The sequence below is a fragment of the Sedimenticola selenatireducens DSM 17993 genome, from assembly GCF_000428045.1.
Classification (GTDB): Bacteria; Pseudomonadota; Gammaproteobacteria; order Chromatiales; family Chromatiaceae; genus Sedimenticola; species Sedimenticola selenatireducens.
In genome coordinates this window covers 208,087-232,332 of record NZ_ATZE01000010.1, presented here as the reverse complement: position 1 = coordinate 232,332, position 24,246 = coordinate 208,087, and the positions used below count along the sequence as shown (strand labels likewise).

Sequence of the window (24,246 nt, the reverse complement as noted above, 5' to 3'; positions counted from 1 at the left end):
CGAATCCGTCCCTGCAGACACGCCTCCGCGATGGCTTCAGCATCGTTGTAATCGTTCTTCTGCCCGCGCAGGTAAGCCCTCACGTGCTGCGGGGGCAGCAGCACCACCTCGTGACCGAGTTGCTGCAACCCTCTGGCCCAGTAGTGGGCGCCNGCGCAGGCCTCCATCGCCACACGGCATGGGGGGNGCTGGGCAAAGTGGCTCAGCAGCTGCTTGCGACGGAGCTTCTTGCGCCATTGCCGCTGACCTGCACTGTTCAGTGCTACCATAAAAAACGTATGCTTTGCCAAATCCAAACCGATTGTCATAAGCTGTTTCATGGCCTTCTCCTCCACCTTTGATGGTTGGTTCNCTTCCATCATGGCGCATCGACGCCGGTACGGGGGGGAGGAGGCCATCTCATCGACCTACATTCATTCGCGGTGGATTTTTGTGGACCCGGTCTGATTTCTGTACCTGTTCCGCTGGTGCGGGGTAAAGAACGGGCTGCTGCTGTCGCTACATCTCGCCATAATCACCTAATGCCGTTCCGGCTCCAGATTGTCCAGTGAAATCCATTTTTTTGGTTTTCTGACCGGACTAGGGGCCGGGGTGGTTTGGTGCGCGACCTGGAATACTGCAGAGTGACGGATGGCTGAAACGAACCTGGATGACGATCTTTCCCTGGCACCCCTGGTGCTGGATCACTGCAGCGTCGGGCTGTTCGTACTGGGAGCAGATGGTCGTATCGTCAACTGGAATCGTTGGATGGTGTCGGCCACCGGTATTGGCGTTGCACCCGCTGTGGATAGTCTCTTGTCGGATCTGCTGCCGGAAGTTTCCGGCTCTGCACTTGAACGGGCAATCGATGCTGCATTGCTGAGAGGCGAGTCGGCGGTGTTGCACGCCTCCCCCGGCGTCCCCCTGTTGCCGCTATACCGGAGGTCCGGCCTGGACCTGAACCAGATGATCGTCGTCAAACCACTGCCGGATCAGTCCGGGCCTGTGCTGGTTCAGGTATTTGATCAGAGTGATCCGGCGGACGAAACTGCCTGGTCACCATCCCCGATGCGGGTGCATCAGGGATTGGATTTGGCTACAGGCTCCATTCTCTCCGCTATTACGGATGCCGTGATCATCGCGGACAGGGTGCGTCATATTACCTACATGAACCTGGTGGCCGAAAAGTTGACCGGCTGGCGCCTTAAGACCGCCAGGGGGTTGCCATTGGAACAGGTATTTCAGGCCATGGACGAGGGTGCCGCACGCCTGAAAAACAGTATTGAAAGCTGTCTGGAAAACCGGCCACGGGCGGGTGGACGGCATCAGGAGCTGATTCTGCTGCACCGGGATGGTATCGGCATTGCTGTTGAGCAGTCGGTGGCCCCGATCCGCGACGAGCAGGCGCATGTTCACGGTGTTGTTCTGGTATTTCGTGATGTCAGTCAGACCCGGAGCCTGGCGGCGCAGGTCAGTTGGCAGGCATCACACGATACGCTGACCGGCCTGGTCAACCGGGGCAGTTTCGACAGCAGGTTGGATAACCTGTTGCGGGATGCCATGGAGACGGGGCGAGTACATGGCATGCTGTATCTCGATCTTGATCAGTTCAAGATTGTTAACGATACCTGCGGGCACGTTGCGGGAGATGAACTGCTGCGGCAGATAGCTACCCGGCTTTCACAGCATATCCGCGCCGGCGATACGCTTGCCCGCCTCGGTGGCGATGAATTCGGCGTGTTGTTGGTTGATTGCGCTGAATCCGCTGCGCTGGAAATCGCCAACAAGATGCGCCAGTCGATCATAGATTTGCGCTTTGCCTGGGATGACAAGTCATACGCGATTGGTGTCAGTATCGGTGTTGTCTCGATTACCGCGGAGAGCGAACGGGCCGAGCAGGTTTTGAGCGCGGCGGATACCGCCTGTTATGCGGCCAAGGAAGGTGGGCGGAATCAGGTACATGTGTACCGGTCCAATGTCGGTGAGGCGGCAGAGCGCCAGGGTGAGATGCATTGGGTGGCGCGTATACACAGCGCCCTGGACGAGGGTCGGTTCTGTCTTTATGCGCAACCCATCGTGCCCATCGACGGGCATTCGACCCACAGTGGTCATTATGAGGTGTTGATTCGCATGCGGGATGAGGCCGGCGCGTTGGTGCCGCCGAACAAGTTCATCCCGGCGGCTGAGCGGTTTGGCCTGATGCCACGGATTGATCGCTGGGTGGTCAATCAGGTGTTCAACCTGATCGGGCGTGAGTATGAAACCCTGGTGCCGGGTGGTTACTGCTTCGCCATCAACCTTTCCGGGGGCTCGGTGAATGATGCGGATACCCTGGCCTATATTGGCGAAAAACTGGAGGAATTCAGAATTCCGGCCGGGATGATCAGTTTCGAGATCACGGAGACCGCCGCCATCGCCAATCTTGCTTCGGCCGGCCATTTTATTCGTACTTTGAAGCAGGCCGGCTGCCGGTTTTCCCTGGATGATTTTGGTAGTGGTCTCTCATCATTCGCCTATCTGAAAAACCTCCCGGTCGATTATCTGAAAATTGATGGAGCCTTTGTCCGGGACCTGGCCAGCGACCCGATCGATCGCGCGATGGTCCAGGCGATTAACCAGATCGGCCAGGTGATGGGGCTGATGACCATTGCAGAGTTTGTGGAAAACGACCAGGTGCTGGGACTGCTACGGGAGATCGGAGTGGACTTTGCCCAGGGCTATGGCATCGCCCGGCCGATGCCGCTGGCCGATAAAGACGGCAAGCTGCTGCTGGACTAGAGTCCGATCAGCAACTGAATACAGATATCGGCCGGCTGCGCTGTGGCCGTGAGTCCCGACTGTCGGGTTACGCCTTTCGGCTAGCGCGACCTACACCATTTCATGACTCATCGCCGTAGGGCGGATTAGCGCAGCGTAATCCGACGAATATTTTGGCCGGCTGCGCTGTGGTCATGAGTCCCGGCTGTCGGGTTACGCCTTTCGGTTAATGCGATCTGCACTACTTCATGTTTCATCGCCGTAGGGCGGATTAGCGCAGCGTAATCCGCCGAATAATTTGGCCGGCTGCGCCGTGGTCATGAGCCCCGGCTGTCGGGTTACGCCTGCGGCTAACGCGACCTACTGCTGCTTTCTCTGCCGGGTTAGAGTCCGATCAGCAACCGAATGCTGTCCAGCCGCACACGCGATGAATCCAGATGGCTGTTCAACTCATCCTGATGGTTGGCGAGTAGATCAATATCTGCCTGCCGGACATAGGGATTCACCTTATGAAGGGCTTTGAGGCGATCGATCTCTTCTGCGTAGTAGTGGTTCATTGCCGTCTTTGCTTGCTGTAGTCGTGGCCTGGCTTGGTTGGCAATGTCCTGTTCGCCCTGTGAAATCATCGCCAGGATATGCTTACGCAACGGTGTGACGATTTTATGTATGACCGGCTTTGGCAGCGGGTGGGGCGTCGTTTCCAGAACGGCCTGTTCGATGATATCGCCGCGCTCGGTGAGTCGCTGATCAATGACCGCTCGAAGCAGTGTCGGTGGCAGAAAGCGCGCGGCCTGCAATACCCCGGGGGCGGGACATTCGAGGACAAACAACATCTCCAGTGCCAGTGTCCCGGACGGGACGGTAGGGTGGCGAATGCCCATGGCGCTGCAGTTGCCGTGCCCGCTTTCCAGAATCATACCCATGGCGTCCAGTACCATGGGGTGTTCCCAGGTCAAGAACAGCCGGTCTTCATGGGCCAGGGCAGTATCCCTGTCATAAGTCAGGGTTGCCCCTTCTTCCGGCAGATGGGGGAACTGTTCGGTCAGCATCTGCTGGCCCGGGCGGATTACCAGGCTCTGGCTGGAGTGGGGCTCGGCCTCCACGCCATAGGCAGCGAAGATCTGCTCCATGTAACCGGCCAGTCCGGATGTCCGGTCAATCATGCTCAACCGTTCCACCAGCCGGTTAGCCACCTGTTCCCGGCATGAGTTCAATTCCAGCAGATGGTCGCGGCCATTTTTCAGCGTGGCGCTGATCTCCTCGTGCAGCTGCCTGGTCCGCTCCAGCAGCCGATGCAGATCAGCCGGGTTGTCCGGGTAGGTCGTGCAGGCCTGGTGCAGCGCAGGGCTCAACTGTTCCAGAATCTGCTGTCCAGCCTGGCAGGTGTGTACAAAGGCATTGAGCCCCTCGTGATACCAGCGCAGCAGTACCTCCTGGGCGCTGTGCCTGAAATAGGGTGCGTGCAGTTCAATCTGTCGCTTCTGGCCGATCCGGTCCAGCCGGCCAATCCTTTGTTCCAGCAGGTCCGGGTTTTCGGGCAGGTCAAACAGAATCAGGTGATGGGCGAATTGAAAGTTACGGCCTTCGCTGCCGATTTCTGAACAGACCAGGATCTGGCTCCCCTGTTCCCGGTCCGCAAACCAGGCTGCCGCGCGGTCGCGTTCGATGATGCTCATCCCCTCGTGAAACAGGGCGGCATGCATGCCTTCCCGGACTCTCAGCGCCCGCTCAAGGCCGATGGCGGTCGAGGCGTGGGCGCAGATCAGGAGCAGTTTCTCCCGCCGGTATTGCTTCAGCAGGTCGATCAGCCACGCCACCCGCGGATCGCTGCGCCACCACTCATTGCCGGGCGCTTGTTTCAGTCCGCACTCCGGCTGCAGCTGCCGGGACGCCGCTAACGCGGTGCGTTCGCCGGACTGGTAGATGTCGGGCAGCGTAAGTGGATAGCTGTGAAACAGCCGTGGTGCAAAACCTTTGATCCGGTCGCGGGTATTGCGGAACATACCGCGCCCGGTACCATGCCGGTCAAGTAACAGCTCGATTAACCGGGTTCTGGCCTGTTGCTGCTGTGCTGCAGATGCTTGGGCATTCCGGATGTCGGTGAGCAGGGGGGTTGACGGTGCTTCCCCTAATGTGTCCGCCAGCAGTTCAGCTTCCGGTTCGGATATGGGCCTGTCCGAGACCAGGCAGTCGACGGCATCGGCAATGGACTGGTAGCGGGTCTGCTCCTGTTGAAATTGCGCCAGGCTGGGATATCGGTCCGGGTCGAGCAGTCGCAATCGGGCAAAGTGTCCGTCGCGGCCGAGTTGTTCAGGGGTCGCGGTCAGCAGCAATACCCCCGGGATCCTGCCGGCCAGTGACTCGATGGCCTGATAGGCCGGGCTGGGGTTTTGTTCATGCCACTCCAGGTGATGCGCCTCATCCACGATCAGCATATCCCATTCGCCAGCGAGGGCCTGGTCCAGTCTGTCCGGAGAGTGGGTAAGCAGATCAAGCCCGCAAAGTACCAGTTGTTCGGAGAGGAAAGGGTTGTCGCCTTCGTTTGAGGATTCGATTTCCTGGCAGCGCTCTTCGTCAAACAGACTGAACCTGAGATTGAAGCGGCGCAGCAGTTCCACCAACCATTGGTGCAGCAGGGGGGGTGGCACAACAATCAGCGCCCGGTGCGCCCGTTCGGTCAGCAGTTGGGCATGCAGGATCAGGCACGCCTCAATGGTCTTGCCCAGTCCCACTTCATCCGCAAGCAGTACCCGGGGGGCAAGCCGGCGGCTCGCTTCATGGGCGATATAGAGCTGATGGGGCAGCAGTTCGGTGCGGGCACCACCCAGTCCGATCAGATCGGATTGCTTCAGAACCTGTTGTCGGGTCAGGGTGGCCTTGCGCAACTCAAACCAGATATTGCCATCCAGTTGGCCGGTAAACAGCCGAGCCTGGGGGCGGTTAAACTGCATGAAAGCGCTGATAGACTGTTCATCAAGCGTACCTGCTACCGCGTTTGCTCGAGTGCCGGCGTAGGTCAGCAGGCCGTCGCCGGATTGATGGACCGAGTCTATTGTCAGATACCAGCCCTGGTCGGATTCAATAGTGTCACCGACCTGAAACAGTACACGGGTCAACGGGGCGTTGTCGATCGCGTAGGTCCTGACTTCCGCAGCGGCGCTGAACCGCAAGGTCAGGGTGCGGCCTGACTTTTCTGTCACAATGCCCAGACCCAGTTCAGGTTCGGTATCGCTGATCCAGCGCTGTCCCGGGATGAAGTTATGCTTTGTCATGATCCGCTGTCGTCCCTTTTTTTCGAGGGCGGAAGGATACGCCCATCGAGGGCTATTTTCTAATGCCGCTCATATTTAGTGTGCGGACCAGGACTTCGGGTAACGGATAAGGCCGGGTGTCCAGTCCCCGACGGGAAGCCGGCTGATTTCAACCATGGAAATGTTATGGATTGACAGTCGGGGAAGAATGATAGTATAGATTCCTATTTTTCAATGCGGCTCTTCGATTCGTGGTTATGATGACGGGGCGGTTTTATTCAACTGAAGAAAGGTAATGTACAGATGAAAACCATTGCTATGTTCGCAGGCGCTGCCCTGCTCTCACTGGGTCTCGCCGGTAACGCTGCTGCCGCTGATGGTGCCGCGCTCTATGCTTCCAAGGGCTGTGCCGCCTGTCATGGTGCGGATGGCAAGACTCCAATCATGCCGGTCTACCCGAAGCTGGCGGGCCAGAATGCACAGTATGCGCTGAACCAGATGAAGGACATCAAAAGCGGTGCCCGTAACAATGGTCAGACCGCTGCCATGAAAGGTATTGTCATGTCGGTGAGTGAAGAAGAGCTGCAGGCGATCGCTGAGTGGTTGGCCGCGCAGTGATCTAAGCCCCACTATTGCAATTGAATAAAAAACGCCGGAGACTGTCCGGCGTTTTTTATGTTTTGCCACTAAAAATTTTATTGGGCAGTACGGTAGATTTGGTAGCCGAGTATTTTTCTGATATAAATCACCCCGTCAAAAACAAATGTGTTATTTGCCGCAATTATTTTGGTATATGCCTTGATTGATTGATCGAAGTCAATGATTTCGTTCGAGCCTCAGCGCACCATGCCACTGCAATTCTAACAATAGCGTTTATAGCGCAAGAATAAAGTCCTTAAACGGAGACGTGTCTCATGAAAGTGAACAAAAAGCGAGCATTGTCGCTGATGCTGGGCCTGGCAATGGGTCTGGGCGCAACGTCAAGTGCATATTCCCAGGCGTCGCTCGAAGATGTCATGAAAGCGCGTGGCCTGACGCAGAAAGATCTGCTGGCTGCGGCTAAGACCTACACCCCTACTGGCGGTCGTGACGAGTATCTCGTTTTCGCTTCCGGCGGACAGAGTGGTCAGGTGATCGTGTACGGTATTCCGTCCATGCGTATCCTGAAGTACATCGGTGTATTCACCCCGGAACCCTGGCAGGGCTATGGCTTTGATGATGAGTCCAAAGAGGTTCTCAAGCAGGGGCGTATTCAGGGCAAGGATATCACCTGGGGTGATACCCACCATCCTGCATTCACTGAGACTGAGGGCGAGTACAACGGCAAGTACCTGGTTATCAACGACAAGGCCAATCCCCGTCTCGCGGTGATTGATCTGCACGACTTCGAAACCAAGCAGATCGTGGTTAACCCCTTCTTCAAGTCTTCGCACGGTGGTGCTTTCTTTACACCCAACAGCGAGTATGTGATGGAGGCCGCGCAGTACGCAGCACCCTTCAGCACCGACTTTGTGCCGCTGTCGGAATTTAATGACAAGTATCGTGGTGGTGTGACCTACTGGAAGTTCGATGACAAGAAAGGGCGTATTGATCCTGCCCAGTCATTTACTTTTGAATTGCCTCCCTACAGTCAGGATTTGTCGGATGCCGGTAAGAATGCGTCCTATGGCTGGGGTTTCACCAACTCATTCTGTTCTGAGCGTTATGTGGGTGGTATCGAAAAGGGTCGTCCTCCTTTCGAGGCTGGTTGTTCCCAGAAGGATACCGACTTCCTGCATATCACCAACTGGAAGAAGGCTGCCGAACTGGTCGCTGCAGGCAAGGTTGAAAAAGTTAACGGTTCCTACATGATCCCGATGGCTCAGGCGATCAAGGAAGAGCTGGTCTATCTGGTGCCAGAGCCCAAGAGCCCGCACGGCGTCGACGTCAATCCTGACGGTACCCATATCATCGTATCCGGTAAACTGGATAGCCATGCATGGGTTTACAGTTGGGAAAAGATCCAGAAAGCGATGGCGGCCAAGAAGTTCGAAGGGAAAGATCCCTACGGCATACCCATTATCGCCCTGAAGGATGCCCTGCATACTCAGGTGGCTGTGGGTCTCGGGCCGCTGCACACCCAGTATGATTCCAAGAAATGTACCGTTTACACCTCAATCTACGTGGACTCCATGGTCACCAAGTGGGACTACTGTGAAGGCAAGGTGTTGGATCAACTGCATATTCACTACAACATCGGTCACTTGATGGCGATGGAGGGTGATTCCGTGACTCCGGATGGCAAGTATCTGGTTTCATTGAATAAGTTGGCTATTGATCGGTTCAATCCGGTGGGCCCGCTGCATCCGCAGAACCATCAGTTGATCGATATCAGTGGCGACAAGATGCAGCTGCTCTATGATATGCCGCTGCCGTTGGGCGAACCCCACTATGCGGTTGCCATCAAGGCCGACAAGCTGAAACCGGCCGTACGTTATAAATCCGGCTGGAACAGTCGTACCGATGAGCGCTCTCCCTTCCGGACCCGTGCCGGTCGTGAGAAAACCGAAAAAGTAGACGGCGTAACCCATGTTTACGGTACGGTGATTCGTTCGCACATCACACCCGAGATCATCGAAGTGGAAGAGGGTGATAAGGTCTCTATCCATCTCACCAATCTTGAGCGTGCTGAGGACGAGGTACATGGTTTCGCACTCTATGGTCAGAGCGTCAACCTGTCGATCGAGCCGGGTAAGACAGCTTCTTACACCTTTACTGCTGATAAGGCCGGTGTCTATCCGTACTACTGCACCGAGTTCTGCTCCGCACTCCATCTGGAGATGCAGGGTTACCTGCTGGTTAAGCCAAAAGGTTACCAGGCCAAGGAAGGGGCAATGGTGGAAGGTGAGCAGTACACCAAGGCTGACTATGAGAAGCAGGTTAAAACCAACGTAGAGACTCAAGCGGTTATTGACTCAGTAGTCGCCTTCATCACCAGCCACAACTTCAAGGACTTCCCGTCGGTTGTTGCACTGGTTGAAGATGCCACCGAGCAGCTTGGCTTTGCGGATGAGGCCAAGAAAAAGGCCGAAGGCTTTGCCGCCAAAGGTGACTACCAGAATGCAACACTCTGGGCAGGTCAGTGGTGGCAGTATCAGGTGAAGACTGCCGATATGGGCCTGCGTGCCAAGACCCACCTTGAGCAAAATGGTGCGGTTAAGGTCGAAGCCAAGTAGTTTACTTAATACCATAAGGTAATTGACCTGAAAGGGGAGAGGGGCTCTTGCTGGAGCCCCTCTCCTTTTGTATTCTCTCAAACCTTTATAGTTGTGAGGTATTCGTTATGAACAAAATTAAACTCTTGGCCGTAGCTTTGACTGCGGTGACTTCATTGATGGTGGGTGCTGCCGCAGTGGCGGCAGATGGTGCGGCACTTTATAAGGCCAAAACCTGCTGGTCCTGTCACGGCAAGGACGCGAAAACCCCGCTGATGCCTTTTTATCCCTCTCTGGCTGGCCAGAATGCGGACTACATGTTCAATCAGATGAAGGATATCAAGTCCGGTGCACGCTCCAATGGCCAGACGGCGGCCATGAAGGGAGTGATGGGCCTGGTCAATGAGGAAGAGATGCGAGTTTTGGCTGATTGGCTGGCTACACAACAGTGATATTCGTCGGGAATTGCCCTCTATTGATAGTTCTCAATGCAGGAACCATGGCTGATATGAGAGACTTTCAACCAGTGCTTCAGACTGGTTAGAGGGTGGTTTCCCGGAAAATCGCATGACAGGTGTGGTTGATCTGTATCAATGAAATCTTATATTCATTGTGGCAACCTCGCCGGCGTCCTTATCGGACGTCACCATTTGTCGATTTGCAATCCAGTCGATCAGATTAAGAGTCCGCGGATAGCGGGCACAAAACTAGTGCTGTAATTGTCCGTGTTAGATAGGGCAATCAGGAGAAATGTGATGAGTGTAAAACCTGTACTTAACGGTTTGGCCGCTGCAGTGGCGATCAGTCTCAGCTTTGGCATCAATGCTGCCGATACCTCCAGTTGGAGCAAGGGCACCACGAGCGGTGAAACGGATCAAGCCATGCATCTTGAGCCGGACCTGGAAAACGGCCGGGATGTTTATGAAGTCTGTTCCGCCTGTCATATGCCGGAAGGTTGGGGCTTTACGGATGGTACTTTCCCGCAGTTGGCGGGGCAGCATCGTCCGGTTTTGATCAAGCAGCTGGCGGATATTCGTGCCTTGAATCGCGATAATCCAACCATGTATCCGTTCGCACTACCCGAGTCGATTGGTGACGAGCAGGCCTTGGCCGACGTGACCGCCTATATCGAAGGGCTGCCAATGAACCCGGAAAACGGCAAGGGCGAGTGGGCGGAGGGTACGCCTGAATTCGAGCAGGGCAAGAAACTCTATGCCGACAACTGTGTGCGCTGTCATGGTGAACATGGTGAAGGCGATAAGGAGAAGTTCTATCCCCGTATCGAGGGGCAACACTATGCCTACATGCTGCGCCAGTTCGAGTGGATTCGTGACGGCAAGCGCCGCAACGCCAATCCCGACATGGTAGAGCAGATCAAGAACTTCACTGACAAGGATATGAAGATGGTTATTAACTACATCTCCCGCTATCCGGTGAAAAAAGAGGATCTGGCTCCTTCCGCAGACTGGAAGAATCCGGATTTCGATTGATCCAGTAAAATTACCCGGTCGTGTGGTGTCGTATTTACGGAATCATGCGACCGGGTGATCGCCCGCCTCTTTTTCAACACCTGAAGCGTCTCTTGCCATGAATGCAGTAAATAGTAAAAAGCAGACAATCATTGTGGCCGTCCTGGGTTTTATCGCACTGGGATTGATGGCTGTGATCTTCTACTCTCCGATCTGGTGGGTTTCGTTGACGGCGCCCAACTATCCGGAAGAGGCATTTCCAGATGGGGTGCGCATCCATTTCCATATGAACGGTGTGTTCAACGGCTGCCAAAAGGTCAATAAGGCGGAAATTCAGGAAGATATCGCCCTCGATTGTGTACACGAGATGGATACCATCAATCACTACGTCGGCATGTATCCGATTGCTGCGGGTGGCCCGGTGGAGAGAGGTTTCGGGCAGTTTCTGATGACCTTTATGGGCATCATGCTGGTGGGTTTTATCTGCGTCAGGCCGAAATTGCGCATGGCCATCATGAGTGTTGCCTTTGCCGGTCTGCTGGTGTGGATGTACCTCACAATCTATGGTGAGGATGGGTTTCATCTCCAGAGCGCGGGCTATGTGGAAGCAATGGTCACATCGATGGATCAAGAGGCCGGTGATGAGCAGGAAGAGCCGGATATAGTGATCGGTGGTATTGTCGGAGTTCTGAAAAAATCTCTTGAGGATTCGGGGGTGGTGGTTGATCTGCCTTCCGATAAAGATGCGCCTGTTCAGGTAGAGGCTGTTTCCGATAAAGAGCGCATGATCGAGCATCTCAAGCTTACCTATGAGAGAGATCTGGAGCATGGGCGTGTCGATGAGCCCTGGAATGGCAGCAGTTTCCAGGTCATGACGTGGCATTACGGAAAAAGCCTGGGCCGCTATTTTAATAACCAGGAAGAGATCGTGCCCATGGTGGCCAATCTCAAGATTGCCCTGCATGCGGCATTCATCGGTCTCGCGGGCGCGATGGTGCTGCTGGTCTTTGGGGCACGCAAGAACGGCGGAATTCTTTACTGGCTGCTGGTGTTGGTGCCGATGGCTCTGCCGGTATTTTTTGTCATCGATTATGCCGCCTGGCTCTGGTGGTATGGCCATACGCTGAACGCAATGGGGGCCTTTGCGGTCAAACCCTTTATGCCGACAGTGTTTGGTGATGGTAAGGTTGCGCAGTTTGCAACCCACTCCTATCCCTATATTGGCTTCTTTATTATGCTGGCGCTCTCTCCCATCCTGGCTGTTGCAGCGCTGATACGAAAGAAGCAGTTCAAGGATGTTTAGTCTATAGCCCACACACCTCCGTGTAATCTCTCCTGAGTACACGGGGGTCTGTCGATTCCAAGGTTGAACGGGCGCGAATTTGATGAGTCTGAAAGGACTGTGCCTGGGCACTACCAAACGGGAATCTATGCGTACGTTGCGTTTTTCTATCGCTTTACTGCTGTCCCTGCTTTCTGCCTTGCTTTCGGCGGAAGAGTATCCATCGTTTCAGGCGCTGGTTGATGCCGCGAATGAAAATGATATCTTGATGCCACCGCCGGGAACCTATGCCGGTCCGGTCAGTATCGAAAAGTCTCTGGTCATCGATGGCCAGGGTAAGGTGGTGATTGATGCCGGAGGCAAGGGTTCAGTCATTTATCTGGACTCAGATGGCGTTACCCTTAAAGGGCTGCGACTGACCAATTCGGGCGACTCTCACAACGACATTGATTCAGGCATTCAGGTGCGTGGCAACTTCAATGTCATCAAGGACAATGTGATTGATAACAGTCTGTTTGGAATCGACCTTGGGCAGGCGGAAAACAATATTATTCGCCGAAACCGGATCTCCTCCAAGCCGGTTGAGATTGGTGTTCGCGGTGACGCCATCCGCCTCTGGTACAGTTTCAACAACAAGATTACCGATAACATTATTCGTGACTCGCGCGATATGGTGGTCTGGTACTCGAAAGATAATCTGATTGCGCGCAATGATGCCCGGGGCGGCCGTTATTCGCTGCACTTCATGTACGCCCAGCACAACGAAGTGCTGGAGAACCACTATGAAGACAATCAGGTGGGTATTTTTCTGATGTACAGTGACGGCGTCGTTATTCGCAACAACTATATCGCCCATGCCATCGGTCCTACTGGCATGGGAATCGGTTTCAAGGAGACATCGGATGTGGATGTGCATGACAATCGCATCCTCTACTGCGCTACCGGTATTTATCTGGATATATCGCCTTATGATCCAGAGGCTACCAACCGACTGACCGGTAATCTGATTGCCTTCAGCGGTATCGGAATACAGTTTCTGAATGACTGGAAAGGCAATATTTTCGAGCGAAACCGGTTCAAAGGAAATATCACCCAGATTGCCGTGGGCGGTGGCAAAACCGCTAAAAGGAATGACTGGAGTGGTAACTATTGGGATGACTACGAGGGCTTTGACCAGGATCTCGACGGCGTGGGTGATCGGCCTTACGAACTGTATGGGTATGCCGACCGAATCTGGATGGATGTTCCCTATGCGCAGTTTTTCAAAGGTTCTCCGGTATTGGAGGTGCTCGATTTTCTTGAGCGCCTCGCTCCCTTTACCGATCCGGATATGATTTTACGTGATGAAAAGCCGCTGATGTCTGCGGAGGCAGTGCAATAATGAGCAAGCAGAGCAAATCAAACAGACCCGCCAAGCGAAAGCTGAGCGCCAAACATGTTGAACAAAACCGGCGTGAGTTTCTGCGAACCTCCGCCCTGGCCGTAGGTGTAATGGGATTCTCCCTGGTCGGGTTGCTGCCGGTTGTCCAGGGAAAAAGTCTGGCGCTGCGGCCGCCCGGCGCGCTCAAAACACCCTCGGATGAACGGGATTTTCTCTCTTCCTGTATCAAGTGCGGCCAATGTGTGCAGGTCTGTCCGGTCAATGCGATTAAGCTTGCCGAACTGGATAAGGGGGTAGGCATTGGTGTGCCCTATATCGACGCCCGTGAACAGGCGTGTGACTTCTCCTGCGACGGCCTGCAGTGTGTGCTCGCCTGTCCCACGGGAGCCCTGACCCATGATCTGGATTACCCCGCGGATTCCCGCATGGGTTTTGCAAAGGTGGCAGAGCCGAGAAAATGCCTTGCCATTCAGGGCAAGGGATTCAAGGGGCTGGCGCGTGGTCCCGACTATACCGGATTGTTGCGGTATGACGAGATTGACCGGTGGAATCCCATTCCGGTCGCGGATTATCCCTATGATCTGGAGTTGTGCGATCTCTGTGTGCGCCAGTGTCCGATTGAAATACGTATTGCCCAGTGCGCCGCAGCGGAAGCAGAAGGTGAGCAGAACAAGGACCGGGTTGCCCAGCGGCAGGGTAATGAGTGTCCGCCAAAGCATGCAATAGCGTTTGAACCTTTCGGCGGTGATGACGGCATCAAGCGGATGAAACCGGTGATTCTTGATGGCTGTGTCGGTTGTGGCGTTTGTGAAATGATCTGTCCCCCGGAACCGCCGGCAATCGTTATTGACATCATGCAGGATGCGGACAACATGCGGGGTGCCTCATGAGCTACATTATAGAATCCTTTCGGCAACTGTTCGGTAGCGAACCCAGGCGCCCTGAAAAATCGGAAATTTCCCCCGAGGCGCTGGCGGTCCATGTCTATAAAAAGCAGAATCCTTTCGATAAAGAGGCTTTTGATGTGGCGCGTCAGGCGCATGCCCGGGATGCGAAAAAATGGCGCAACCGGCGCTGGGCCACGTTGCTTGTGATCAACTTGTTGTTTGTGGTCTCCTACTATTTCGATGTCCAATTGCTGGAAGGGGCGCTGACGGCATCAAGATTCATGGGTTTCCACATGGCGGATCTGAACTCCGCCTTGCAAGTGACCCTGGCGTTTAAGCATATGGTCTTGAACCTGGTGATTGGTACCGCAACGATTTTTGTCCTATGGGTTTTACTGGGTGGGCGTACTTTCTGTTCCTGGGTTTGTCCCTACCACCTGCTGTCCGAGTGGGCGGAGAGTGTCCACCTCTATCTTGCCGACAAAGGGTGGGTGAAGGATCATTCGTTTAATCGCAAGGTGCGTTCACTCTTCTATCTGATCTTTGCGCTGCTGGCCCTGATCACTGGCTATACAATTTTTGAAACCATATCTGTCACCGGTATCGTAAGCAGGGCACTGATCTATGGTCCCGGTGTGGCCCTGATCTGGGTCGGTCTGGTGCTGTTGTTCGAGGTGTTCTACTCCAGGCGCGCCTGGTGTCGCTATGTCTGTCCTATTGGTATCACCTATGGCGTGGTTGGGGCACTCTCTCCACTGCGGGTGAAATTTGTACTGAAGGATTGTCATCATGAGGGTGAATGCCGCAAGGTGTGCCTGGTTCCCCACGTGCTTGACATGACGGTGAAGGGCAAGGCGGTGCATACTGAGGTGGATGTAAGTGCGGACTGCACGCGCTGTGGCATGTGCGTCGATGTCTGCCCCACCAATTCACTCCGATTCGAAATAAAAGGTCTCGGAAAGCATCTGTAAAATGCGATAAGCTAGGGGCGCCCCAAGGCGGGTTTGATCTGTATCATGGTCCCCTGGCGGTAAAAATTTAAACTACGACGGGCGCCAAAGTGGCGGACGAAGGCGAAGACCGACGTCCGTCCGGCGTTTTCGTTATGCCGAGATGGCATCAGATTCAGATTTCGGGTCCGTGAATGATCGAGTTTCAGAGCGTCGTTAAAAAATTCCGCCGTCATGAGGTGCTGAAGGGCGTTGACCTGACCATTGAGCGTGGTCACCGTGTGGCACTGGTGGGCTCCAATGGCGCCGGCAAGACCACGCTGATTCGTTGCCTGCTGGGTGAGTATACCTGCGAAGGATCGGTGACCGTGGATTCCCTGGTTCCACGGGAGAACCGGCGCACCGTACTTTCCAAGGTCGGGTTTGTCCCGCAATTGCCGCCTCCACTGAAAATGCCAGTTGGGCAACTGATCCGTTTTGCGGCGAGTGTGTGTGATTCCAATCCGCAACGGATGGCTGAAGTGGCAGCTCGTCTGGGCCTTGATACGGAACGTTTCAGACACCAGCCCTTTGTCAAGCTTTCTGGCGGCCAGAAGCAGAAGCTATTGATCGCCATCGCGCTGGGGCGTGACAGTGAGTTACTGGTGATGGACGAACCGGCAGCGAACCTGGACCCCGAGGCACGTCACATCTTTTTCGGTCTGCTGGCAGAGAAAAAGCATGAAGCGGCCATGATTATCTCCAGTCACCGGCTGGACGAGGTTGCTTCCCTGGTGAACCGGGTAATCGAGATGGATCAGGGGCAGGTGGTACTGGATGACCGGGTTGCTGATCTGGTGGAGCTCTCCAGTCGCCTTAGCTGCAGGATCAGCTTGATTCGCCCTGAGGCGCCCTTTGCCAAGGCCATACAGGAGTGGGGATTCAAGGGGTCCAGTGACGGCAGGGAGTGGAGTGGCCTTGTGGCGGGGCCAGACCGGTTGCGCTTCCTTGGTGTGCTGTCACGTTACGCGGCCCTGCTATCCGGCATCGATATGCGCGAGGCCGAAGCCGCCAGGGATTGTGAGGCGGCGGTGAATGACTGACCGTTTTATCCTGCTGCTGTCAGGGGTATTGCTGCTACTGTTAACCGCCTGCGGCGGTGACCCGGGCAGCGGTCCGGCCGATGTCAAGTGGGACCGGGATGCCTGCGAACGTTGCCGGATGGTGCTCAGTGATCGCAATCACGCCGCACAGGTCCGTTATTTTCCTGCCGATAAAAAGCGCTCCAGGCTGCTGAAGTTTGATGACATCGGCTGCGCGCTCATCTGGCTTGAGGACAAACCCTGGAAAGATGACCCGAAGACACAGATCTGGGTAACGGACCGGAACGGCAGTGGCTGGATCGATGCCAGGAATGCGACCTATATCAAGGGCGATGTCACTCCCATGGAGTACGGCCTGGGGGCTCAGGATGCACCCGCTGAAGGCGGGCTCGATTTTGCCCAGGCCAAGGCGCATATTTTTGCCGTCGAGGAGCGCTTCAATCTCCATGGTGTGGATCTGTTGAGACGCCTCGAGGAGCGTCAGGACCAGCGCCAGCCGGATAGTCCCGATTCCCATAATCACAATGCGGGTGAGACCCATCAATGAAAAATTGGCAGGATAGACAATTTTCACGGCCGCAGGCCGCTCGACAGAGTGTGGCACAGGGAGGTGCCGCATGAAAAATTGGCAGGATAGACAATTTTCACGGCCACAGGCCGCTCGACAGAGTGTGGCACACGACTGCATGGATGCAGGAGGTAGAGCAACGCAGGGAGTGGTTGCCGAGGGAGGTGTTGCATGAAACATCTCTGGTTAACTGCTTACGCCGACATCGTCGAGTCACTGCGGGCGCGCTGGTTCATGGTCTATACCCTGGTCTTTGGTGGCCTGGTTGTGGTGCTGTTCGCCTATGGCCTGGCTGAGTCCCGCATCATGGGTTTCACCGGACTCTCCAGGCTGTTGCTTACCTATATTCAGATATCCATGGCGATTCTTCCGGTGTTTGTATTGATCACAACGGTCCGGTCGGTCGCCGGGGATCGAGAAGCGGGCGTATTTGAGTATCTTTTGTCCCTGCCGATCAGCCTGGCTGCCTGGTTCTGGGGCAAGATTTTCGGGCGTTTCCTGGTGGTGTTCTTGCCGGTGTTGCTGGCCATGGTTGGCGCGGTCATCTGGGGTACTATCAAGGGCGTCAATGTTCCGTGGGACCTGTTTATCTATTACACCGGCCTGCTGATGGCGTTGGCCTGGTGCTTTCTCGGTATCGGCATGCTGATCTCCACGCTGGCGCGCAGTTCGGATGTGGCTCAAGGTGCCGCCTTCGTGGTCTGGCTGACGTTGTTACTGTTTCTTGACCTGATCCTGCTCGGCATCCTGATTCAGGAGCATCTGCCGGCTGAAACAGCCGTCGCCATTGCGCTGGTTAACCCGATGCAGGTGTTTCGTACGGCGACCATGATGCTATTCGATCCGCAGCTGGTTCTGTTGGGACCTTCTGCGTATGTGATTCTGGATGTTTTCGGCCAGGTTGGATATATCGCCTACGCATTGCTTTATCCTGTTCTGGTGGGTACGGTTTGTGCGGCGTTGGGATTTCTTCACTTCAGACGCAGTGACCTGCCCTGATTCAGACAACCCCTGCTTATGGCTGTCCCGTACGTAACACCAAGAACTATTTCCGGCATATTGCGCAGCATTGAGTGATATGCCGCAAGCAGTATGTGCAAAAATGCGGGGCAATCCTTCTGCTCGGATTCCATTGATGGCCATCAATTTCCGCGTAGTCCAACCGCTCTAGCATAGCGCCCTGTGTATATCTGAGGTGCAATCGTGGCTAAATCGACAACCATGCTCTGGGGTATTGCCGGGGTGCTATTCGTGGCGCTTGCCGGTGTGGCGGCATACAAGGCGCTGCCGATCCTGAATCCGGAGGTGGGAGGCGTGGCTGCCCTGGATAGCGGCTGTGACCTGCGTGCCGGGCCTTGCCATTCAGAGTTACCGGGAGGTGGCAGTGTCAGTTTTGCCATAAAAACACCCGGAATTCCGCTGGTGAAACCGCTGGACCTGGAAGTGCGATTGACAGGAATAGAGGCGAGCAAGGTCGAGGTCGATTTTATCGGCATCGACATGAATATGGGTTTTAATCGTCCCCGGCTGAGTGCGAAAGGGGGGGGGATGTATGGTGGTACGGGCATGTTGCCGGTCTGTGTGCGGGTAGCCATGGAGTGGGAGGCCCGGGTGCTGATCACCACTCCGCGCGGGCTGTTAGCAGCGCCGTTTCGCTTTATTACCGTCAAGGAAGGGGTTGCGTTGCCGGGAGGTGGCCAGTGAAAAAAGTCTTGCTGAGTGGACTGGTCGTGGTGCTGGCCGGTTTGCTGATCTGGCTGCTGTTGTTCTGGCAGCCACAGAAGGGGCATCAGGTGCCGGCTACCTCCTCTCTCGGAATAGCCGAGGCACCAAAGGGTGGGGATTTTATTTTGGACTCCTATCAGGGGCAGATTGATACCCGCTCTCTTCGTGGCCAGGTACTGATACTCTATTTTGGCTATACCTGGTGCCCGGATGTCTGTCCAACCAGCCTTGGTTTCCTCAGCGCGGCGCTGGATCAGCTGACCCCGGAGGAGTTGCAACAGGTTCAGGCACTGTTTATCAGCGTTGACCCGGAACGTGATTCCCTGGATCACCTGAGGAGTTATGGTGAGTATTTTCATCCCAAACTACTCGGGATTACCGGTGCCCATGAGCAATTGGAGAGAGTCGCGGCCATGTATGGTGCCGCTTATCGCCATGTTAAGCAGGAGTCGGCAACCGATTATGTTGTCGATCACTCGGCCGATCTCTATCTGGTGGACCGGCAGGGGCAGCTGCGCACAACTATTCGCCATGGCACGCAGCCGGGCGAAATTCTTGCTGCAATCAGGGCAGCACTCAATAACAATTAATCTTTGTACGAGGAGATATTCAATGCGTAAAACCGCCAACTCAGTCATGCTGCTGTCAGCCTTGTTCGGTTTTTCCAGTCCGCTGTTTGCCGGTGCCGCGGACCAGGTATCGGTCGCTGATGCCTATGTGCGTGCCGTGCCTCCCGGGCAGCCGAACAGCGCCAGTTTCATGACCCTGACCAATGCCTCGGCCAGTGATATCGTGCTGAAAGGTGCGGAGAGCCCCGCTGCCAAGGTGGTTGAGTTGCACACCCATACCATGTCGGAAGGAATGATGCGGATGCGTCAGGTGGAGAAGATCGACCTGCCGGCCGGCCAGAGTGTGAAACTGCAACCAGGTGGGCTGCATGTCATGATGATCGGCCTGCAGCAGGAGCTGGTGCCGGGCGAACAGATCGATATGGCGCTGGTGTTCGAGGATGGCAGTAAATTACAGCTCAAGGTGCCAGTGGTGAAGCTGCAGATGAAGATGCAGGATGCCGGCATGAAGCACAAGATGCACTGATCTTTAGCGCGGCTGGTGCTGCTCCTGTGGCCGGCACAGTAGGATGGGCAAGCAAGCTTTGCCCATCCTACTAGCTAACCCGACTTACGACGGGCTTTCGGGTAGGTCGGATTAGCGTGGCGTAATCCGACAGACAGACTAACCGTGAAAGGGTCCGGAATGGATTGTTCAGGCGATCTTTTTAAAGGCCGCCGCCGCCGCCCTGACGGTGGCTTCGACATCTGCGCCGGTATGGGCCGCCGAGACAAACCCCGCTTCAAAAGCCGAGGGCGCAAGATAGACGCCCTGTTCCAGCATGGCGTGGAAGAATCTCTTGAACTGCTCCTGGTGGCAGGCCATCGATTGGGCGAAATTGGTCACCTTGTCCGCTTCGGTGAAGAACAGGCCGAACATCCCGCCTACCTGATTGGTGGTTAGCGCAATACCGGCAGCATCGGCTTCAGCCTGGATGCCGACCAGCAACTCGGTAGTGCGCTCGGTGAGTCGATCGAAGAAACCGGGAGCCGAGATCAACTCCAGAGTTTTCAAGCCGGCGGTCATGGCGACCGGGTTGCCGGACAGGGTACCGGCCTGATAGACCGGGCCCAGAGGAGATATCTTCTCCATGATCTCCCGCTTGCCGCCAAAGGCACCGACCGGCATGCCACCGCCGATTACCTTGCCCAGGGTAGTCAGGTCCGGTGTGATGCCGTAGAGCCCCTGGACACCGCCCAGGGCGACCCGGAAGCCGGTCATCACCTCGTCAAAAATCAGCACGGTGCCGGATTGGTCGCACACTTCCCGCAGGCACTCCAGGAAACCGGGAACCGGCGGTATACAGTTCATATTACCGGCCACCGGTTCGACGATAATGCAGGCAATCTGTTCGCCAACTTCGGTAAAGGTGGCTCGCACCTGGTCGATGTCGTTGTAGTTCAAGGTAATCGTGTGCTCTGCCAGGGAGGCCGGTACGCCCGGCGAGCTGGGCTCTCCCAGGGTCAGCATGCCGGAGCCCGCCTTGACCAGCAGTGAGTCGGAGTGTCCGTGGTAGCAGCCCTCGAACTTGATGATCTTGTCACGGCCGGTATAACCGCGCGCCAGGCGGATGGCGCTCATGGTGGCCTCGGTGCCTGAGCTGACCATGCGCACCAGATCCATGGAGGGCACCAGTTCGCACACCCGGTCGGCCATCACGGTTTCTATCTGGGTCGGGGCGCCGAAAGAGAGTCCCTTGCGAATGACCGCGGCAACCGCATCCAGCACTTCCGGGTGGGCATGTCCGAGAATCATCGGTCCCCAGGAGCCGACGTAGTCAATGTACTGTTTGCCGTCGGGATCGTAGATATAGGGGCCGCTGGCATGATCGACAAATACCGGGTCGCCGCCCACCCCCTTGAATGCCCGCACCGGAGAGTTCACTCCACCTGGAATATGCTGCTGGGCCTGAATGAATCGATCGTGTGAAGCGGTCATGAGGGTGGTCTCTCCGAACTGTCGAATAACTGTCTGAAACGGCGGCAGCGGGCGGCGATGTCCGGTGCACCAAAGATTCCGTTGATGACGGCCAACATATCCGCACCTGCCTGGATAAGCGTGGCGCCATTTTCCGGGGTTATGCCGCCGATGGCAACCACTGGAATCCGCAGGTTCCGTTTGGCCTCGTCCAATAATTCGATGTCGGCCTGCACCGCATCGGGCTTGGTGAGCGAGGGGAAAAAACGTCCGAAGGCGACATAATCCGCCCCGGCGTTCTGGGCGGCTGCAGCCAGCGCCAGCCGGTTATAGCAGGAGATACCGATCACAGCATCACTGCCCACGGTGGCGCGAACGGAGGCGATGTCGCCATCCTGTTTCCCGACATGGACGCCATCGGCGCCAATAGCCCTGGTCAGGTCGGCGTCGTCGTTAATAATCAGCAGGGCATCGTGTTCATGGCAAAGCGCCAGCAGCGCCGCGCCTTCCGATTTTCGTCGAACGCCCCCCGGCTGTTTGTCCCGGTATTGAACAATACGTGTGCCACCGATGAGGGCGTCCGCCACCTGCTTTAGCAGGGCATCAAATCCCTCCGGATGGGGCCGGGTGATGGCGTAGAGCCCTTTCAGCTGTTCCTGTTTGTGCAAAAGTAATTACTCACTTGGTCTGCGATAGAAGCGATCCGGTATATGCTGGCCCTTACCCGGCCGCCAGCCGGCGACGAGGCTTTCCCAGGTATAGCGCTGCGCCTCACTGACCGCTTCAACCAGGGGAGATTTTCTGGCCAGTCCAGCGGCAATCGCCGCAGCGATGGTGCAGCCGGAACCGTGATAGGAGCCGTCAAGTCTCGGCCACCGCTCGCTGTGATGCGGGACGCCTTTTCTGTAAAGGGTATTGGTGACGTCTGTCGTGGTTTCATGGGTGCCGGTGATCAGTACAGCTTCGCAGCCACTTGCCAGCAGTTCATGAGCGCACATCTCCAGTTGCTGTCGTTGGGTCAGGCGTCGCGCCTCCTGGGAGTTTGGGGTGACCAGGCTGGTGTGAGGGATAATCTGCCCAAGAATCGCTTCGACCAGGGACTCTCCTGCGAGCTCGGTTCCCCCGCCTGCTGCCAGTATGGGGTCCAGCACCACCGGTATTTCCGGATGGCGCACCAGTAGCTCTCCAATGGCAAAGGCCGCCTCGGCACTGCCGATGAGGCCGATCTTGATCGCGCCAATGGGATAATCCTGAACCAGGGTCTCGACCTGTCGGGTGATCAGCTCAGCGGACAGTGGAATCAGTTCATGCACATTGCCACTGTCCTGGATGGTCAGGCAGGTAATGGCCGTTGCGGCGTGACAGCCGAATGCCGCCAGGGTCTCTATATCGGCCTGGATGCCGGCTCCTCCTGATGGGTCGTGTCCGGCAATGCTGAGGACGATGGGTTTGGGAATTGTCTGCTTCACATTCTGTCACTGTTTGCCTGCAGGCCGGGCGGTGGGATTAATCTGTAAAAACTGCCGATTCGTCGGCTACAATTAAACCAGCATTCACTCAATACCTCTAGTCCGGGGCAGAAGTGGTTCCTGGGGAATAAGGGACGAATGTCAGCAGTTGAGTTTAGCTCTGCAGCTGAGTCGTCCCTATTGGTGAAGATATGGATAAACAAATGAATGAACTCTCCCGTTTGGCCAAGGATTATTGTGCCCTGATCGAGTCCGCCGACGAAACCGATATCAGTTGGCTGCGACAGCTCTCTTCCCTGCTGCCGCAGCTCCATGCTGCAGTTACCGCGCTGGGGGCTCCTCCGCGCAGTGCAGACTACTTCACCCCAGATCTGGATGAGCGTTTTGAGCGGTTTGCCCAGCTTCGCCGGTTGCTCGGACACCGTGATGCCTACTGGCTGGAGTTTGATGTGGCGCCGGATGAACAGGGTATGTCAGGCAGCCTGGCCGACGATCTGACGGACATCTATTGTGAACTGAAGCATGGGCTGCATCTGCTGGAGGAGCAGCGAGAGCCGGAGCGCGCCTTCGATGATTGGTGCTGCGGTTATCAGGATCATTGGGGCCAGCATCTGCTGGATGCGGAGCGTCACCTCTATGAGCTTGCCTCGCGTAACCAGCTTTAAATGCCTTGATCGGGCTCAAGGGCTAAATTCACTAAAAAATCAATGGTTCATGAAATACCATGTTTGATATAGTATCGCGCGATACTACTGATTTTGTCTGGAGAAAAACCAATGAGTGAAGCAACCACTAACCTGCTGAGGGATGAAGAACTCAGCCTGACCGAAACGGCCCAAGGTAAGATGGCGGAGCTGGTAGGGCAGGTTGAAGAGGAAGTGAAGGGGATTCGCGTCTATGCCACTCCGGGTGGTTGCAGCGGCATCAGCTTCGGCATGACCTTTACCGACCAGATCAATGAGAACGACTATATTCTCAATTCCACCGGATTCGATGTGATCGTGGATGGCGAGACCATGCGTCATCTCGCTGGTGTGCAGATTGATTTCGTGGATCACGGACAAGGGAATGCCAGCTTTGTGTTCAACAATCTCAAGCCTGCCGAGAGCAGCGGCTGTGGCGGTTGCAGCTCCAGTGCTGCCCAGGGTGGCGGCTGCTCCTGATCCGTCGACGAACAGAAAAATAAAAAAGCCCACGAATACGCTATTCGCGGGCTTTTTTATTGCGCACCCGGCAGGGCGTGGATGGGCGCCGGTGTTGTTAAACTTGGCGGTCGCTGCCTGCGGTCGTCAACGGGATGGCTAAAACGGCTTCAGCACCGCCAGCAATACCACGGCAAACAGGATTACCACCGGTACCTCATTGAACCAGCGGTACCAGACGTGACTGTGGCTGTTTCTGTCCTCGGCGAACTCTCTGACCAGCTTCCCGCAGTAGAGGTGGTAGGCCACGAGAACGCCAATCAGCAGCAGTTTGATATGCAGCCAGAGCATTTTGCCGAATGCCGCCCAAGCGTAGTCATAGAGCATCCAGAAGCCGAATAACAAGGTGAGGATCATCCAGGGCGTGGTGAAGTAGTAGAGCTTTCTTTCCATTACCTTGAATCGTTCATTACCCGCTTCATCATCGGTCATAGCGTGGTAAACGAAGAGTCGTGGAAGATAAAAAACCCCGGCAAACCAGGTCACCATAAATACTAAATGCCAGGCCTTTAGCCACATCGTAA

General features: G+C 55.7%; 23 protein-coding genes. 17 read left to right on the top strand and 6 right to left on the bottom strand.

Features of this window, described 5'->3' with window-relative positions:
- A partial coding sequence (locus A3GO_RS0109885) for an IS110 family transposase (RefSeq protein ID WP_245621710.1) occupies positions 1-308 on the bottom strand: 308 nt, incomplete at its 3' end.
- A gap of 322 nt (positions 309-630) precedes the next feature.
- Here A3GO_RS0109885 and A3GO_RS23425 point away from each other — a divergent pair.
- The gene (locus A3GO_RS23425) at positions 631-2,757 is read left to right on the top strand and encodes a bifunctional diguanylate cyclase/phosphodiesterase (RefSeq protein ID WP_051302101.1); all 2,127 of its coding nucleotides are present in this window, start codon (positions 631-633) and stop codon (positions 2,755-2,757) included.
- A 362-nt stretch (positions 2,758-3,119) separates the two neighbouring features.
- Here the strand turns inward: A3GO_RS23425 and rapA are convergent, their stop codons facing one another.
- Positions 3,120-6,008, bottom strand: a complete 2,889-nt coding sequence (rapA, locus tag A3GO_RS0109875; protein WP_029133256.1) for an RNA polymerase-associated protein RapA — start codon at positions 6,006-6,008, stop codon at positions 3,120-3,122.
- Positions 6,009-6,290: 282 nt separating this feature from the next.
- Here rapA and A3GO_RS0109870 point away from each other — a divergent pair, with 282 nt between their 5' ends.
- The 14 genes from A3GO_RS0109870 to A3GO_RS0109805 all read left to right on the top strand — a co-directional run bounded on the left by A3GO_RS0109870 (position 6,291) and on the right by A3GO_RS0109805 (position 19,620).
- Positions 6,291-6,605 (top strand): c-type cytochrome, encoded by a 315-nt coding sequence (locus A3GO_RS0109870; protein ID WP_029133255.1) that lies wholly within the window; start codon positions 6,291-6,293, stop codon positions 6,603-6,605.
- A 296-nt stretch (positions 6,606-6,901) separates the two neighbouring features.
- Positions 6,902-9,202, top strand: coding sequence for a Sec-dependent nitrous-oxide reductase (gene nosZ, locus A3GO_RS0109865; RefSeq protein WP_029133254.1), 2,301 nt, complete (start codon positions 6,902-6,904; stop codon positions 9,200-9,202).
- A 107-nt stretch (positions 9,203-9,309) separates the two neighbouring features.
- A complete protein-coding gene (locus A3GO_RS0109860; protein WP_029133253.1) occupies positions 9,310-9,633 on the top strand; it encodes a c-type cytochrome in 324 nt (107 codons plus the stop codon).
- A 303-nt stretch (positions 9,634-9,936) separates the two neighbouring features.
- Positions 9,937-10,671, top strand: a complete 735-nt coding sequence (locus tag A3GO_RS23420; RefSeq protein WP_051302099.1) for a c-type cytochrome — start codon at positions 9,937-9,939, stop codon at positions 10,669-10,671.
- Between the two features lie 97 nt (positions 10,672-10,768).
- The gene (locus tag A3GO_RS0109850; protein WP_029133252.1) at positions 10,769-11,953 is read left to right on the top strand and encodes a hypothetical protein; all 1,185 of its coding nucleotides are present in this window, start codon (positions 10,769-10,771) and stop codon (positions 11,951-11,953) included.
- An 82-nt stretch (positions 11,954-12,035) separates the two neighbouring features.
- Positions 12,036-13,313, top strand: a complete 1,278-nt coding sequence (nosD, locus tag A3GO_RS23415; protein ID WP_245621708.1) for a nitrous oxide reductase family maturation protein NosD — start codon at positions 12,036-12,038, stop codon at positions 13,311-13,313.
- Positions 13,313-14,203, top strand: coding sequence for a 4Fe-4S binding protein (locus tag A3GO_RS0109840; protein ID WP_029133251.1), 891 nt, complete (start codon positions 13,313-13,315; stop codon positions 14,201-14,203). Before nosD ends, A3GO_RS0109840 begins: the two co-directional genes overlap by 1 nt.
- Positions 14,200-15,171 (top strand): NapH/MauN family ferredoxin-type protein, encoded by a 972-nt coding sequence (locus tag A3GO_RS0109835; RefSeq protein WP_029133250.1) that lies wholly within the window; start codon positions 14,200-14,202, stop codon positions 15,169-15,171. The genes A3GO_RS0109840 and A3GO_RS0109835 overlap by 4 nt, the downstream gene beginning before the upstream one ends.
- Positions 15,172-15,344: 173 nt before the next feature.
- Positions 15,345-16,232: an ABC transporter ATP-binding protein gene (locus A3GO_RS0109830; RefSeq protein WP_029133249.1), complete on the top strand. Its 888-nt coding sequence runs from the start codon at positions 15,345-15,347 to the stop codon at positions 16,230-16,232.
- Positions 16,225-16,779: a multidrug ABC transporter ATPase gene (locus A3GO_RS23410; protein ID WP_051302096.1), complete on the top strand. Its 555-nt coding sequence runs from the start codon at positions 16,225-16,227 to the stop codon at positions 16,777-16,779. The genes A3GO_RS0109830 and A3GO_RS23410 overlap by 8 nt, the downstream gene beginning before the upstream one ends.
- A 192-nt stretch (positions 16,780-16,971) precedes the next feature.
- Entirely contained in the window at positions 16,972-17,799 is an 828-nt protein-coding gene (locus tag A3GO_RS0109820) for an ABC transporter permease (protein ID WP_029133248.1), read from the top strand.
- Positions 17,800-18,003: 204 nt separating this feature from the next.
- On the top strand, positions 18,004-18,504 hold the full coding sequence (locus A3GO_RS0109815) for a hypothetical protein (RefSeq protein WP_245621707.1): 501 nt from the start codon (positions 18,004-18,006) through the stop codon (positions 18,502-18,504).
- Complete coding sequence (locus A3GO_RS0109810; protein WP_029133246.1) at positions 18,501-19,115, top strand: SCO family protein; 615 nt, start codon at positions 18,501-18,503, stop codon at positions 19,113-19,115. The genes A3GO_RS0109815 and A3GO_RS0109810 overlap by 4 nt, the downstream gene beginning before the upstream one ends.
- Before the next feature lie 22 nt (positions 19,116-19,137).
- Positions 19,138-19,620, top strand: a complete 483-nt coding sequence (locus tag A3GO_RS0109805; protein ID WP_029133245.1) for a copper chaperone PCu(A)C — start codon at positions 19,138-19,140, stop codon at positions 19,618-19,620.
- 168 nt (positions 19,621-19,788) lie between these two features.
- Here the strand turns inward: A3GO_RS0109805 and hemL are convergent, their stop codons facing one another.
- The 3 genes from hemL to thiD are packed head-to-tail and all read right to left on the bottom strand — an operon-like array spanning position 19,789 to position 22,520.
- On the bottom strand, positions 19,789-21,072 hold the full coding sequence (hemL, locus tag A3GO_RS0109800) for a glutamate-1-semialdehyde 2,1-aminomutase (protein ID WP_029133244.1): 1,284 nt from the start codon (positions 21,070-21,072) through the stop codon (positions 19,789-19,791).
- A complete protein-coding gene (thiE, locus tag A3GO_RS0109795) occupies positions 21,069-21,719 on the bottom strand; it encodes a thiamine phosphate synthase (RefSeq protein ID WP_029133243.1) in 651 nt (216 codons plus the stop codon). Before thiE ends, hemL begins: the two co-directional genes overlap by 4 nt.
- A gap of 6 nt (positions 21,720-21,725) precedes the next feature.
- Positions 21,726-22,520, bottom strand: coding sequence for a bifunctional hydroxymethylpyrimidine kinase/phosphomethylpyrimidine kinase (thiD, locus tag A3GO_RS0109790; protein ID WP_245621706.1), 795 nt, complete (start codon positions 22,518-22,520; stop codon positions 21,726-21,728).
- Between the two features lie 191 nt (positions 22,521-22,711).
- Between thiD and A3GO_RS0109785 the strand changes: the two genes are divergently transcribed.
- Positions 22,712-23,185, top strand: coding sequence for a DUF5063 domain-containing protein (locus A3GO_RS0109785; protein WP_029133241.1), 474 nt, complete (start codon positions 22,712-22,714; stop codon positions 23,183-23,185).
- Between the two features lie 111 nt (positions 23,186-23,296).
- The gene (locus A3GO_RS0109780) at positions 23,297-23,683 is read left to right on the top strand and encodes a HesB/IscA family protein (protein ID WP_029133240.1); all 387 of its coding nucleotides are present in this window, start codon (positions 23,297-23,299) and stop codon (positions 23,681-23,683) included.
- 138 nt (positions 23,684-23,821) lie between these two features.
- Here A3GO_RS0109780 and A3GO_RS0109775 read toward each other — a convergent pair whose 3' ends face one another.
- Positions 23,822-24,241: a CopD family protein gene (locus A3GO_RS0109775; protein ID WP_029133239.1), complete on the bottom strand. Its 420-nt coding sequence runs from the start codon at positions 24,239-24,241 to the stop codon at positions 23,822-23,824.
- Between the last annotated feature and the right edge of the window lie 5 nt (positions 24,242-24,246).

Excerpts from the sequence above, each read along its gene's own strand:
- A3GO_RS0109785 (WP_029133241.1), top strand. The coding sequence starts at position 22,712 with ATGGATAAACAAATGAATGAACTCTCCCGTTTGGCCAAGGATTATTGT.
- A3GO_RS23410 (WP_051302096.1), top strand. The coding sequence starts at position 16,225 with ATGACTGACCGTTTTATCCTGCTGCTGTCAGGGGTATTGCTGCTACTG.
- A3GO_RS0109830 (WP_029133249.1), top strand. The coding sequence starts at position 15,345 with ATGATCGAGTTTCAGAGCGTCGTTAAAAAATTCCGCCGTCATGAGGTG.
- A3GO_RS23425 (WP_051302101.1), top strand. The coding sequence starts at position 631 with ATGGCTGAAACGAACCTGGATGACGATCTTTCCCTGGCACCCCTGGTG.
- A3GO_RS0109820 (WP_029133248.1), top strand. The coding sequence starts at position 16,972 with ATGAAACATCTCTGGTTAACTGCTTACGCCGACATCGTCGAGTCACTG.
- A3GO_RS0109860 (WP_029133253.1), top strand. The coding sequence starts at position 9,310 with ATGAACAAAATTAAACTCTTGGCCGTAGCTTTGACTGCGGTGACTTCA.
- hemL (WP_029133244.1), bottom strand. The coding sequence starts at position 21,072 with ATGACCGCTTCACACGATCGATTCATTCAGGCCCAGCAGCATATTCCA.
- A3GO_RS0109775 (WP_029133239.1), bottom strand. The coding sequence starts at position 24,241 with ATGTGGCTAAAGGCCTGGCATTTAGTATTTATGGTGACCTGGTTTGCC.
- A3GO_RS0109780 (WP_029133240.1), top strand. The coding sequence starts at position 23,297 with ATGAGTGAAGCAACCACTAACCTGCTGAGGGATGAAGAACTCAGCCTG.
- rapA (WP_029133256.1), bottom strand. The coding sequence starts at position 6,008 with ATGACAAAGCATAACTTCATCCCGGGACAGCGCTGGATCAGCGATACC.
- A3GO_RS0109870 (WP_029133255.1), top strand. The coding sequence starts at position 6,291 with ATGAAAACCATTGCTATGTTCGCAGGCGCTGCCCTGCTCTCACTGGGT.
- A3GO_RS23420 (WP_051302099.1), top strand. The coding sequence starts at position 9,937 with ATGAGTGTAAAACCTGTACTTAACGGTTTGGCCGCTGCAGTGGCGATC.
- A3GO_RS0109835 (WP_029133250.1), top strand. The coding sequence starts at position 14,200 with ATGAGCTACATTATAGAATCCTTTCGGCAACTGTTCGGTAGCGAACCC.
- nosZ (WP_029133254.1), top strand. The coding sequence starts at position 6,902 with ATGAAAGTGAACAAAAAGCGAGCATTGTCGCTGATGCTGGGCCTGGCA.
- A3GO_RS0109850 (WP_029133252.1), top strand. The coding sequence starts at position 10,769 with ATGAATGCAGTAAATAGTAAAAAGCAGACAATCATTGTGGCCGTCCTG.
- nosD (WP_245621708.1), top strand. The coding sequence starts at position 12,036 with ATGAGTCTGAAAGGACTGTGCCTGGGCACTACCAAACGGGAATCTATG.
- A3GO_RS0109805 (WP_029133245.1), top strand. The coding sequence starts at position 19,138 with ATGCGTAAAACCGCCAACTCAGTCATGCTGCTGTCAGCCTTGTTCGGT.
- A3GO_RS0109840 (WP_029133251.1), top strand. The coding sequence starts at position 13,313 with ATGAGCAAGCAGAGCAAATCAAACAGACCCGCCAAGCGAAAGCTGAGC.